The organism is Streptomyces sp. NBC_00252 (assembly GCF_036187565.1).
Lineage (GTDB): Bacteria > Actinomycetota > Actinomycetes > Streptomycetales > Streptomycetaceae > Streptomyces.
The window spans coordinates 6,077,979-6,090,207 of the sequence record NZ_CP108087.1 but is presented as its reverse complement, the minus strand read 5'-3'; the positions used below and the strand labels follow the sequence as shown (position 1 = coordinate 6,090,207).

The following is a 12,229-nucleotide window of genomic DNA, read 5'->3' as shown; positions in this document are numbered from 1 at the left end:
CATGGGCGGCTCCAGCGGGCGTACGGGGGGCTGTCAGCGGCGGGCGCGGGCCGTCTGGTTGCGCCGGGTCAGCCACAGGGTGCCCGCCGCGCCCGCGAGCAGGACCGTGCCGCCGAGCGTGCCGAGCGCGATGACCGAGTCGTCGGGTCCGGTCTTCGGGAGGGTGCCGCTGGAGTCCGTACCGGTGCCGCTCCCCGTCGAACCGGTGGAGCCGGTGGACCCGCTGGAGCCACCCGATGAGCCGCCCGTTCCGGTGACGTCCAGCGTGAGCGACGGTCCGGGACTGTTGGTCGGGGTGCACGTCGTCGTCGTACCGAGGGCCTTGATGGTGAGGACGGCCGCCGTGAACGTGACCTTGCCGGACGCCTTCGGGGTGTACGTACCCGTCAAGTCGTTGATCTTGATGGGGGTGTTGGCGGGAATCGCCGCCTCGTTCGCCGGCCCCGACACCGAGACCGTGCCGCTGTCCGCGCCGCCCACCTTGATGGTGGCGCTCGGGCTCATCGCCCCCTTGCCGAGCTCGACGGGGCTGGAGGAGACGCCCTTCTGCCAGGACATGGTGAGCTTGTAGCCGCTGCCGCTCTTGACACCCTTGATGTCGATCGGCGAGACGGCGGTCTTGACGCCGATGGGCGTCTGGCACTTGTAGTTGACGTCGACCACGTCGGCCCGGGCTGCGGGGGCGGCCATGAATACCGCCGAGCCGGCCAGGGCCGCGACAGACGCGAGCGCTGCGGTTCGTTTCTGGTACGACACGGTCCCCTCATTCCTGACGGCACATCAGATCGGCCGTCAAGGTACGCCCGGGCCCGTGAGGAGGGAAGACAAGACGCACGCCGGAGTTGTGACGATCCGGCGTGCGCGAGGGGAGAACCGAGTGGAGGGGGTGACCGGAGGTAACCCGAGGTGGGTGGGTGGAGGACCCCCGGTTGGGAGGGTGGTGGACCAGGTCAGGGGGCGGGGAGGGGCACGATCCGGGCTAGGCCGGCGCGCCCAGTTCCGCCCATACCGTCTTGCCGGTGACGCCCGGGGCGCGGACGACCCCCCAGTCCAGGCACAGCCGCTGCACGATGAACATGCCGTGGCCGCCTGGGCGGCCCGCGCGGTGCGGGGTTCTGGGGGCGGGCTGGCCGGTGCCGCGGTCGGAGACCTCGACACGGATCACCTTGTTGTCGCACGAGATCCACATCTCGTCCGGCCCCTCGGCGTGCAGACAGGCGTTGGTGACCAGCTCGGAGACGACGAGGAGCACGTCCTCGGCGGCGGCGCGCCGGTCGGCGCCCTCGGCGGGCAGCCAGCCCCAGGCGTACAGCGCCTGGCGGGCGAAGTCGCGGGCCAGTGGGACGACCCCGCTCTCACCCGCGAAACTGAGTCTGCGGGTGTCCCGGCCGACGGCCGGTTCGGCGTCCCCGACGGACGGCACGGCAGCGCCTCCGGCGGGCGCCTCCGCAGCGCCACCGGGCTCCGGGCGGTCGCCCGGCGGGTAGGGCCGGGTGGTGCTCATCAGCGCTTCACCTCACCGATTCACCGGTTCACAATTCAAGAGTCGGTACGTGTTCAAGAGTCACTACGTGGATCACGAGCGTTTTGGTCGCTCTGGTTCTCGACAGGCTCAGATGTTCTCCTGCCCGAGCGAACCGGCAAAACACCCCTTACTCGGCACGGAAGCCGAGGCACGGGTAATCCACCGGGCGCACGGGGGAGGAAAGGGGCTCAGCCCGACTCGTCGGCGAGGGCCGCCCCGAGGGTGTCGTGGACGGTGAAGACCGCATCCGCCCCTGTGATCTCGAAGACGCGCGCCACCGCGGGCATCATCCCCGCGAGATGCACTCCACCACCTGCGGCTTCCGCCTTGAGGCGCGCGCCGAGCAGCACGTTGAGGCCCGTGGAGTCGCAGAACTCCAGTCGTGAGCAGTCCACGACGAGCCGTGCGTACCCATGGGCTAGCAGGTCCTCCAGCGGTTCGCGCAACAAATCGGCGGTGTGGTGATCCAACTCACCCGCCGGCGTCACGACGGCGCTGAGGCCCTGTTTCCGCACCTCGACCAGAAGCCGGCCAGACTGTGCGCTGCCGACCGTCCCGCGGTCCATGCCGTCTCTCTCTCCCGAGGTCGTGGCTGTTGACGTTCGCCCTGGAACACTACGCCTTCCTCACACTCTCTGACACCCGAACAATCGCCCATAAACAGACATATAGGGGCACAGTGCACTTGCGGCGAGCTCCGGAAAACGGGTAGGGCTAGTACAGACAAGTATTTGGACATTCGATACGACCGAATCGTGCGAGACGACCGAATACCGATGGATACGACCGATATGACCGACACGACCGGCTTTGGAGGCGCCGCACTCCGCAGTGCACGCACCGGCTTCGGCAGCCATATGCCGAGAACGATGGAGGACACCATGTCACCCCGGCTCGACGCATCGCCTACCCACGCAGCGACGTCGACACCCCCACCGGCTCAACTGGATCCCACTGCCATCGAGGGGCTCCCCGAGATCCCCCCGTACGACCAGGTCGGCGCGGTCGACGCACGGGCACTCTCCAAGACCCTCTTCGAGCGGCTCGAATCGCTCGAGGAAGGCACGCACGAATACTCGTACGTCCGTAACACGCTGGTCGAGCTCAATCTCGCGCTGGTCAAGTTCGCCGCCTCCCGCTTCCGCTCGCGCAGCGAGCCGATGGAGGACATCATCCAGGTCGGCACCATCGGCCTGATCAAGGCGATCGACCGTTTCGAACTCAGCCGCGGTGTCGAGTTCCCCACTTTCGCGATGCCAACCATCGTCGGGGAGATCAAGCGCTTCTTCCGTGACACCTCGTGGTCCGTGCGCGTCCCGCGCCGGCTCCAGGAGCTGCGGCTGGACCTCGCCAAGGCCGGCGACGAACTGGCCCAGCAGCTCGACCGCGCCCCCACCGTGGGCGAACTGGCGGAGCGCCTGAAGATCTCGAAGGACGAGGTCGTCGAGGGCATGGCGGCGTCGAACGCCTACACGGCGAGCTCCCTCGACGCTCAGCCCGAGGAGGACGACTCCGAGGGTGCCCTCGCGGACCGCATCGGCTACGAGGACCACGGGCTCGAAGGCATCGAGTACGTCGAGTCGTTGAAGCCCCTGATCGCCGAACTCCCGTCCCGGGACCGGCAGATCCTCTCCCTGCGCTTCGTGGCCAACATGACGCAGTCGGAGATCGGCGACGAACTGGGCATCTCGCAGATGCACGTGTCGCGGCTGCTGTCGCGCACCCTGGTGAAGCTGCGGAAGGGACTCACGGTCGAGGAGTAGTCCCCGACCCGCTCTCCCCGGGAGCCCGCCTCCCCTGCCTGTGCTGAGCGCGGCGCGCATGTGCGTGCGCCGCGCTCAGGCCGTTCCCGCGGGCGTACGGCAGCGTCGGCGGCCTACTCCACCGTCACCGACTTCGCCAGGTTCCGCGGCTGGTCCACCTCGTTGCCCCTGGCCGTCGCCAGCTCGCAGGCGAACACCTGCAACGGCACGGTCGCGACGAGCGGTTGGAGCAGCGTCGGGATGACCGGGATCCGGATCAGATGGTCCGCGTACGGCACGACCGTCTCGTCGCCCTCCTCCGCGATCACGATCGTCATCGCGCCCCGGGCCCGGATCTCCTGGATGTTGGACACGATCTTGTCGTGCAGGACGGACCGCCCGCGCGGCGACGGCACGACCACGACGACCGGCATGCCCTCCTCGATCAGGGCGATCGGCCCGTGCTTCAGCTCGCCCGCCGCGAAGCCCTCGGCGTGCATGTACGCCAACTCCTTGAGTTTCAGGGCGCCTTCGAGAGCGACGGGGTAACCGACGTGCCGCCCCAGGAACAGCACGGTGTTCTTGGAGGCGACCGACCGCGCCAACTCCCGTACCGGCTCCATGGTTTCGAGCACCCGCTCGACCTCACCGGAGATCTGCGACAGGTCCCGGATGACGGCCTGGATCTCGTCCCCCCACTTGGTGCCGCGGACCTGGCCGAGATACAGCGCCACCAGGTAGCACGCGACCAGCTGCGTCAGGAACGCCTTCGTCGACGCCACGGCGACCTCGGGCCCGGCGTGCGTGTACAGCACCGCGTCCGACTCGCGGGGGATCGTCGACCCGTTGGTGTTGCAGATGGCCAGGACCTTCGAGCCCTGCTCGCGGGCGTGCCGCAGCGCCATCAGGGTGTCCATCGTCTCGCCGGACTGGGAGATGGCGATCACCAGCGAGCGGGCGCCGAGGATCGGGTCCCGGTACCGGAACTCGCTGGCCAGCTCCACCTCGCAGGGGATCCGCGTCCAGTGCTCGATGGCGTACTTGGCGATCAGGCCCGCGTGGAAGGCCGTACCGCAGGCCACGATGACGACCTTGTCGATCTCCCTCAACTCATGCACGGGGATGCGGACTTCGTCCAGGGTGAGCAGGCCCGCCGCGTCGATCCGGCCCAGCAGCGTGTCGGCGACCGCCTTCGGCTGCTCGGCGATCTCCTTGAGCATGAAGTAGTCGTAGCCGCCCTTCTCGGCGGCGGAGGCGTCCCAGTCGACGTGGTACGAGCGGACCTCGGCCGGAGCGCCGTCGAACCCGGTGACGGTCACCCCGTCCCGGCGCAGCTCGACGACCTGGTCCTGGCCCAGCTCGATCGCGGAGCGGGTGTGGGCGATGAACGCGGCGACGTCGGAGGCGAGAAAGGCCTCGCCCTCGCCGACCCCGACCACCAGCGGCGAGTTGCGCCGCGCGCCCACGACCACGTCCGGCTCGTCCGCGTGCACCGCGACCAGGGTGAAGGCGCCCTCCAGCCGCCGGCACACCTGCCGCATCGCCTCCGCGAGGTCCGCGCACGCCGAGAACTCCTCGGCCAGCAGATGCGCGACCACCTCGGTGTCCGTGTCGGAGGCGAGGTCGTGCCCGCGCTCGGCCAGCTCGGCGCGCAGCGAGGCGAAGTTCTCGATGATGCCGTTGTGGACGACGGCGACCCGGCCCGCGTTGTCGAGATGCGGGTGGGCGTTCGTGTCGGTCGGTCCGCCGTGCGTGGCCCAGCGCGTGTGCCCGATGCCGGTCGACCCGGCGGGAAGCGGGCGGTCGACCAGCTCCTTCTCCAGATTGACGAGTTTCCCGGCCCTCTTCGCCGCCGCCAGCCCGCCGTCCGCGAGCACGGCGACCCCCGACGAGTCGTAGCCCCGGTACTCCAGCCGCTTCAGCCCGGCCATCACGACATCGAGCGCCGACTGCGACCCCACGTATCCCACGATTCCGCACATGCGCCGCAGCCTAGGCGCCGAACCCCGCCCGAACACGGCACTTCGTGCCCGATTTCGGAAATTACGGCCCTGATCGGCAGGGGATGCCGCCGACGGTGTTCCGCACCACGCCCCGGCCACCCGGCCCACCCTCCACGTGACGCACCCCACCCACCACCCCGTTCAAACTCCGTTAACAATGGACTGGTGATCTCTCCGGTCTCCCCGATGCCCCGGAGCGCCCACCGGCACAAGCCGGAGGCGACTCCCTACGTCGACCTCACCCGAGCCGAGTGGAGCGCGCTGCGCGACAAGACGCCGCTGCCGCTCACCGCCGAGGAGGTCGAGAAGCTGCGTGGCCTCGGTGATGTCATCGACCTCGACGAGGTGCGTGACATCTACCTCCCGCTGTCCAGACTCCTCAATCTCTACGTCGGTGCCACGGACGCGCTCAGAGGCGCCCTGAACACCTTCCTGGGCGAGCAGGGGTCCCAGTCCGGCACGCCGTTCGTCATAGGCGTCGCCGGCTCCGTCGCCGTAGGGAAGTCGACCGTCGCCCGGCTCCTCCAGGCGCTGCTCTCCCGCTGGCCCGAGCACCCCCGCGTCGAGCTGGTCACCACCGACGGATTCCTGCTGCCCACCCGGGAGTTGGAGGCCCGCGGGCTGATGTCGCGGAAGGGGTTCCCGGAGTCGTACGACCGCCGGGCGCTCACCCGTTTCGTCGCCGACATCAAGGCCGGCAAGGACGAGGTCACCGCGCCCGTCTACTCCCACCTCATCTACGACATCGTCCCCGACCAGCGGCTCACCGTCCGCCGCCCGGACATCCTGATCGTCGAGGGGCTCAACGTGCTGCAGCCCGCGCTGCCGGGCAAGGACGGCCGTACGCGCGTCGGGCTCGCCGACTACTTCGACTTCAGCGTGTACGTCGACGCGAGCGCCGAGGACATCGAGCGCTGGTACCTGAACCGGTTCCGCAAGCTGCGCGCCACCGCGTTCCAGAACCCGGACTCGTACTTCCGCAAGTACACCCAGGTCTCCGAGGAGGAGGCCGTCGACTACGCCCGCACCCTCTGGCGCACCATCAACAAGCCCAACCTGGTCGAGAACATCGCCCCCACCCGGGGCCGCGCCACCCTCGTCATCCGCAAGGGCACCGACCACAAGGTCCAGCGGCTGAGCCTGCGCAAGCTGTAGCCCGGCGGCGGGCGCCTGTTAGAAAGGCGTCATGCTGCATCTGCGCCTGATCACCCCCGCCGACCGGACCGACGACGTGGTCCGGCTGATCGAGTCGACGGTCGGCACGACGCATCTCGTCGTCCTGTCCGGCGTCGCCCGCGACCCCGTCGGCGATGTCGTGATGTGCGACGTCGCCCGCGAGGCCGGTGACGAACTCATCGGCGCGCTAAGGGAGTCGGGGCTGGACCGCACCGGTTCCATCGCCGTCGACGACATCGGCCTGTCGCTGTCGGAGCGGGCGGACCGGGCCGAGGAGGACGCGCCCGGCGAGGGTGCCGACGCCGTGCTGTGGGAGCACCTCGCGGACGCCACGCACGAGGAGTCGACACTCAACGTCACCTACGTCGCGTTCCTGGCCGTCGCCACGATGCTCGCGGCCTGCGGTGTGATGCTGGACAACGCGATCCTGATCGTGGGCGCGATGGCCGTGGGACCGGAGTTCGGGCCGCTCGCCGGGATCTCCACGGCGCTGGTGCGGAGGGCTCCGCAGCTGGTGTGGCGGTCGCTGTGGGCGCTGCTCGCCGGGTTCGCCGCGGCCATGGTGCTGACGGCGGGCTTCAGCTGGCTGCTGGACGCCCTCGGGCTGTTCGAGAAGTCGATGGTGGAGGCGGCCCGGCCCAACACCGCCTTCATCTGGAAGCCCGACTGGATGTCCTTCGTCGTGGCCTTCCTGGCCGGCATCGCGGGCACGCTGTCCCTCACCTCGGCCAAGTCCGGCGCGCTGATCGGTGTCGCGATCTCGGTGACGACCGTCCCGGCCGCCGCGAACGCCGCCGTAGCCTTCAGCTACCGCGACTACTCCCAGACGTGGGGCTCCAGTTGGCAGCTCCTCGCCAACCTCGGCGGGATCGTCGCGGCGGGCACGCTCACTCTGCTGGCGCAGAAAGCCTTCTGGGCCTGGCAGCGCGAGCGCACCCCCGCGCAACTCACCTAGCCGAGCGCGGACTTCACGGCGTCCGCCAACCGCCCGGCCACCGACCGCGCCTGGTCGATGTCGGCGGCCTCCACCATCACCCGCACCAGCGGCTCGGTACCGGACGGACGCAGCAACACCCGTCCCGTGGACCCGAGTTCACGCTCCGCCTCGGCGACCGCGGCCGCCAGGTCCGCGGAGGTGCCGACCCGGGTGCGGTCCACGTCGGGCACGTTGATGAGGACCTGCGGCAGCCGCGTCATCACGGACGCGAGGTCCTTGAGCGTACGGCCCGTGTCGGCGACCCGCGCCGCCAGCATCAGGCCGGTCAGCGTGCCGTCGCCGGTGGTCGCGTGGTCCAGGATGATGACGTGGCCGGACTGCTCGCCGCCCAGCGCGTAGCCGTGCTCCTTCATCTCCTCCAGGACGTAGCGGTCGCCGACCGCGGTCTGGACGAGCGTCAGGCCCTCGCGCTCCATGGCCAGTTTGAAGCCCAGGTTCGACATGACGGTCGCGACGACGGTGTCGGAGCGCAGTGCGGAACGCTCCCGCATCGCCAGCGCGATCACGGCCATGATCTGGTCCCCGTCGACCTCTTCACCGGTGTGGTCCACGGCCAGGCAGCGGTCGGCGTCACCGTCGTGCGCGATGCCGAAGTCCGCGCCGTGCTCGACGACGGCCGCCTTGAGGAGACCCAGGTGGGTCGAGCCGCAGCCGTCGTTGATGTTCAGCCCCGTGGGGTCCGCGCCGATCGTGACGACCTCGGCACCGGCCCGCGAGAACGCCTCCGGGGAGACCCGGGAAGCGGCGCCGTGCGCCTCGTCGAGGACGATCTTCAGCCCGTCGAGCCGGTTCGGGAGCACGCCGATGAGGTGGGCGACGTACTGGTCGAAGCCCTCGCTGTAGTGCCGGACCCGGCCCACGCCCGCACCGGTCGGGCGGTCCCAGGGGGCGCCCGTGCGGTGCTCGTCGTAGATCTTCTCGATCCGGTCCTCCAGCTCGTCGTCGAGCTTGTGCCCGCCGCGGGCGAGGAACTTCACGCCGTTGTCCGGCATGGCGTTGTGGCTCGCGGAGAGCATCACGCCGAGGTCGGCGCCCAGCACGCCGGTGAGATACGCCACCGCGGGGGTGGGCAGCACGCCGACGAGCAGCACGTCCACGCCGGCGCTGGCCAGGCCCGCGACCACGGCGGCCTCCAGGAACTCCCCGGACGCGCGCGGGTCCCGCCCGACCACGGCCGTCGCCCGGTGGCCGGCGAAGGTGCCCGCCTCGGCGAGCACGTGCGCCGCGGCGACGGAGAGGCCGAGCGCCATCTCGGCCGTCAGATCCGCGTTGGCGACACCGCGCACGCCGTCCGTGCCGAAGAGTCGTCCCACTTGTCCTCCTGAGGAAGGCGAAAGTTCTGCAAGGCGAAAGTCCTGCATTCCAGGCACACGATGCCTGGTCATCCGATCACACAAGCCTTTGAGCGTCTTGTGCCGTTATACGCCCCCGGCTGTGATAAACGAACGCCCCGACGGCACAAGTGGCGTGCCGCCGGGGCGTTCGGAGTACTGGGGCCTGTCCGGCGGATCATGTCGCGGACGCGTGGCTTGGCACGCACCCCGGAATCCGAAGGGAATGAATCCGGGTCCAGCGCGACCTGATCCGCCGGGCAGGCCCCCAGCAGGCGAAAATTAACGCTTGCTGTACTGCGGGGCCTTGCGGGCCTTCTTGAGACCGGCCTTCTTGCGCTCGACCGCGCGGTCGTCGCGGCGGAGGTAACCGGCCTTCTTGAGGGCGCCGCGGTTGTTGTCCACGTCGGCCTCGTTCAGGGCGCGGGCCACGCCGAGGCGCAGGGCACCGGCCTGACCGGAGACGCCGCCACCCGAGATGCGGGCGATGACGTCGTAGCGGCCGTCCAGCTCGAGCACCTTGAAGGGCTCGTTGACTTCCTGCTGGTGGACCTTGTTCGGGAAGTAGTCCTCGAGCGTGCGCCCGTTGACCTTCCACTTGCCGGTGCCGGGCACGATGCGAACGCGCGCGATGGCGTTCTTGCGACGGCCCAGGCCGGCGGCCGGCTGCGGGTCGCCGAAGCGGCCGGCGAGCGACTCCGACGTGTACTCACCCTCGACGGGGACGTCGGACTCGGTGGTGTAGCTCTCGATGTCGACGAGCTCGGTCTCGGTCTCTTCGACCGGCTGCTCAACGGTGGTCTCGGCCACGGTTCTCCTCAGATTCTTTTCTGTCTTAGGGGGTGTGTGGCCGGAACTACTGCGCGACCTGGGTGATCTCGAACGGCACCGGCTGCTGGGCAGCGTGCGGGTGCTGGTCGCCCGAGTAGACCTTCAGCTTGCTGATCATCTGACGGCCCAGGGTGTTCTTGGGGATCATGCCCTTGATGGCCTTCTCGACGGCCTTCTCGGGGTTCTTCGCCAGCAGCTCGTCGTAACGGACGGAGCGCAGACCACCCGGGTAACCGGAGTGGCGGTACGCCAGCTTCTGGGTCTTCTTGTTGCCGGACAGGTGAACCTTGTCGGCGTTGATGATGATGACGAAGTCGCCCATGTCCATGTGCGGGGCATAGGTCGGCTTGTGCTTGCCGCGGAGGAGGTTCGCAGCAGTGGTAGCCAGACGGCCGAGGACGATGTCCTGGGCGTCGATGACGTGCCACTGGCGAGTCACATCGCCGGGCTTGGGGCTGTACGTACGCACTTCGCAGCCTTCTTCTTCAGTGGATGGGTGCTGACACATGGCATCACTGAAGCGATCGTGCAGCTGGGGACGACAATGGCCGGGGTCGAAGCCCGTATGCCGCCCACTGGTAACTGCTCCAGGGAACCTACGTAAGGGCCTCTCGTCCACCAGGGACCAAGCCGATACGCATAACAAACCGTAAGAGTACCCGCGCCGCCCCGGACGGGTCAAAACGCGTGGGACGGACCCCCGTTCGCAGCACACAGCGACCGCGAAAACACTTACCGTGACTTCCCCAACGTCAGTCGCCACAGGCCTCATTGAGGCGCACCGGTACCCCCGTCACCCCGTCTAGGATGCGACCCATGAGCTTCGGACAGGGGGGACCCCAGTCCCAGTGGGATCCCTGGAAACCCAATTCGCAGCAGCCGTGGGGCGGCAACGTCGACGAGCAGACCCCGGACTGGGCCGCGCTCGCCGAGGCGTCGGAGACGCGTAACAGACGCAAGCGCCTGCTGTTCATAGGCGGCGGCGCGCTCGCGACGATGGCCGTCGGGACGGCCGTGGCCATGGCCGTGATCTCGGCGAACGGCGACGACAGCGCGTCCGGCAAGCCCACGAACCTGCCCGCGAGCGCGTCCCTGCCCACCGGCGCCACCTCGCCGTCCTTCGCGCCGACCAGCGCGCCCCCGCCGCTGGACCCGAAGGAGTTCATCTCCAGCAAGGCGAAGGACACGGCACCGCTCAGCCCCACGACCCTGTTCCCGGGCACCCAGCTGACGGTCGCCTCGACGGTGTACAAGAAGGGCCCGACGGCCGACACCACGAACTGCGCGTCGGTCTCCGCGGGCACCCTCCCCAAGGTCCTCACCGCGAACGGCTGCACCCGCCTCATGCGGGTCACGTACGTCAAGGGGAACATCGCGGTCACGGTCGGCGTCGCCCTCTTCGACACCGAGGCCCAGGCGACGAAGGTCAAGGGCCAGGCGGATACCAAGAGCGTCGTCAAGTCCCTCTCCGGCAAGGGCGTCAAGCCGTTCTGCGACGGCGCCATCTGCCGCACGACCACCAACTCCTACGGCCGCTACGCCTACTTCACGATCGCCGGCTTCGACAACGGCAAGGACGTGACGGCGAAGGACACCGCGGTCTTCACGATCGGCGACGACCTCGGCAAGTTCGCCTTCGACCAGATCCACGCCCGCGGCGAGACCCAGGCCTCGGCGGCGGCACAGTAACGAGCGAAGCGCCGACGGAAGTTGGCGCCCGACCGGCTCCTCAGTGCAGCGTGCCCCGCACCCGCCGGGCCAGCAACTGCCGCTCCGCGAGCCCCTCGTCCGCCGGATAGGCGACCTCCTCCAGGGTCAGCCCGAGCGGCCGTACGACATGCACGGCGCTGTCCCGGACGCCCGCGTCCAGCACCTTCCGCGGCCACTCGGCGCCCCGGTGCCCGTCGCCGACGAACAGCAACGCGCCGACCATGGACCGCACTTGGTTGTGGCAGAAGGCGTCGGCACGCACCTCGATCTCGATGACACCGTCATCGCGGCGCCGCACCCCGAAGTCGAAGATCTCCCGCACGGTCGACGCGCCCTCGCGCTTCTTCGCGTAGGCGGCGAAGTCATGCTCCCCGACAAGGGACTTGGCGGCGGCGTCCATCACGTCGACGTCCAACTCCCAGTCGTGCCACAGCACATGGTTCCGCAGCAGCGGGTCCACGCCACCGGGCCGGTCCCCCACCCGGTACACGTAACGCCGCCACAGGGCCGCGAACCGCGCGTTGAAGCCCTCGGCGGCCTCCGTGACGCCCCACACCCGCACGTCCTTGGGCAGCCGCCCGGCAAGCCGCTTCAGCAGCTTCTCGCGGTGCTCCTGCCACACCTCCCCCGGCAGATCGACATGCGCCACCTGCCCCCGGGCATGCACCCCGGCGTCGGTCCGCCCGGCCACGGTCAGGTCGTACGCCGCCTCCCCCGACCGCGTCACCGTCCGCAGCGCCTCCTCGACCTCCCCCTGCACGGTCCGCCGCCCGCCGGCCTGCTTGGCCCACCCGGAGAACAGGGTCCCGTCGTAGGAGAGATCGAGCCGTACGCGTACGAACCCAGCCTCTAGGTCATCACTCACACCGAGATCCTTTCACCTACACAAAAGCGGGCCCGCCCCTCGAAAGGAA

General features: G+C 69.3%; 12 protein-coding genes. 4 read left to right on the top strand and 8 right to left on the bottom strand.

Annotation, left to right across the window (positions count from 1 at the left end):
- Window positions 1-33: 33 nt before the first annotated feature.
- The 3 genes from OHT77_RS27005 to OHT77_RS26995 all read right to left on the bottom strand — a co-directional run bounded on the left by OHT77_RS27005 (window position 34) and on the right by OHT77_RS26995 (window position 2,091).
- Window positions 34-756 (bottom strand): LPXTG cell wall anchor domain-containing protein, encoded by a 723-nt coding sequence (locus tag OHT77_RS27005; RefSeq protein ID WP_328831018.1) that lies wholly within the window; start codon window positions 754-756, stop codon window positions 34-36.
- Window positions 757-979: 223 nt separating this feature from the next.
- A complete protein-coding gene (locus OHT77_RS27000) occupies window positions 980-1,504 on the bottom strand; it encodes an ATP-binding protein (RefSeq protein ID WP_328831017.1) in 525 nt (174 codons plus the stop codon).
- A gap of 209 nt (window positions 1,505-1,713) precedes the next feature.
- Window positions 1,714-2,091, bottom strand: a complete 378-nt coding sequence (locus OHT77_RS26995; RefSeq protein WP_266769331.1) for an STAS domain-containing protein — start codon at window positions 2,089-2,091, stop codon at window positions 1,714-1,716.
- Between the two features lie 315 nt (window positions 2,092-2,406).
- Here OHT77_RS26995 and OHT77_RS26990 point away from each other — a divergent pair, with 315 nt between their 5' ends.
- Window positions 2,407-3,288: an RNA polymerase sigma factor SigF gene (locus OHT77_RS26990; protein WP_328834349.1), complete on the top strand. Its 882-nt coding sequence runs from the start codon at window positions 2,407-2,409 to the stop codon at window positions 3,286-3,288.
- 113 nt (window positions 3,289-3,401) lie between these two features.
- Here OHT77_RS26990 and glmS read toward each other — a convergent pair whose 3' ends face one another.
- A complete protein-coding gene (gene glmS / locus OHT77_RS26985; RefSeq protein ID WP_328831015.1) occupies window positions 3,402-5,249 on the bottom strand; it encodes a glutamine--fructose-6-phosphate transaminase (isomerizing) in 1,848 nt (615 codons plus the stop codon).
- 207 nt (window positions 5,250-5,456) lie between these two features.
- On the opposite strand from glmS, the gene coaA reads away from it, so the two are divergent.
- Together coaA and OHT77_RS26975 are read left to right on the top strand one after the other, a co-directional pair.
- Window positions 5,457-6,425 carry a type I pantothenate kinase gene (coaA, locus tag OHT77_RS26980; protein ID WP_266776500.1) on the top strand — a complete coding sequence of 323 codons (969 nt, stop codon included), beginning with the start codon at window positions 5,457-5,459 and terminating at the stop codon, window positions 6,423-6,425.
- Between the two features lie 31 nt (window positions 6,426-6,456).
- The gene (locus tag OHT77_RS26975; protein ID WP_328831014.1) at window positions 6,457-7,401 is read left to right on the top strand and encodes a DUF389 domain-containing protein; all 945 of its coding nucleotides are present in this window, start codon (window positions 6,457-6,459) and stop codon (window positions 7,399-7,401) included.
- Here OHT77_RS26975 and glmM read toward each other — a convergent pair.
- From glmM to rplM, 3 genes are all read right to left on the bottom strand, one after another.
- Window positions 7,398-8,756: a phosphoglucosamine mutase gene (gene glmM, locus OHT77_RS26970; RefSeq protein WP_328831013.1), complete on the bottom strand. Its 1,359-nt coding sequence runs from the start codon at window positions 8,754-8,756 to the stop codon at window positions 7,398-7,400. The genes OHT77_RS26975 and glmM overlap by 4 nt on opposite strands.
- A gap of 300 nt (window positions 8,757-9,056) precedes the next feature.
- Window positions 9,057-9,584: a 30S ribosomal protein S9 gene (gene rpsI / locus OHT77_RS26965; RefSeq protein ID WP_328831012.1), complete on the bottom strand. Its 528-nt coding sequence runs from the start codon at window positions 9,582-9,584 to the stop codon at window positions 9,057-9,059.
- Between the two features lie 46 nt (window positions 9,585-9,630).
- Window positions 9,631-10,074: a 50S ribosomal protein L13 gene (gene rplM, locus OHT77_RS26960; protein WP_013001400.1), complete on the bottom strand. Its 444-nt coding sequence runs from the start codon at window positions 10,072-10,074 to the stop codon at window positions 9,631-9,633.
- A gap of 347 nt (window positions 10,075-10,421) precedes the next feature.
- Between rplM and OHT77_RS26955 the strand changes: the two genes are divergently transcribed.
- A complete protein-coding gene (locus OHT77_RS26955) occupies window positions 10,422-11,294 on the top strand; it encodes a hypothetical protein (RefSeq protein ID WP_328831011.1) in 873 nt (290 codons plus the stop codon).
- 40 nt (window positions 11,295-11,334) lie between these two features.
- Here the strand turns inward: OHT77_RS26955 and truA are convergent, their stop codons facing one another.
- Entirely contained in the window at window positions 11,335-12,180 is an 846-nt protein-coding gene (gene truA / locus OHT77_RS26950) for a tRNA pseudouridine(38-40) synthase TruA (RefSeq protein WP_328831010.1), read from the bottom strand.
- Between the last annotated feature and the right edge of the window lie 49 nt (window positions 12,181-12,229).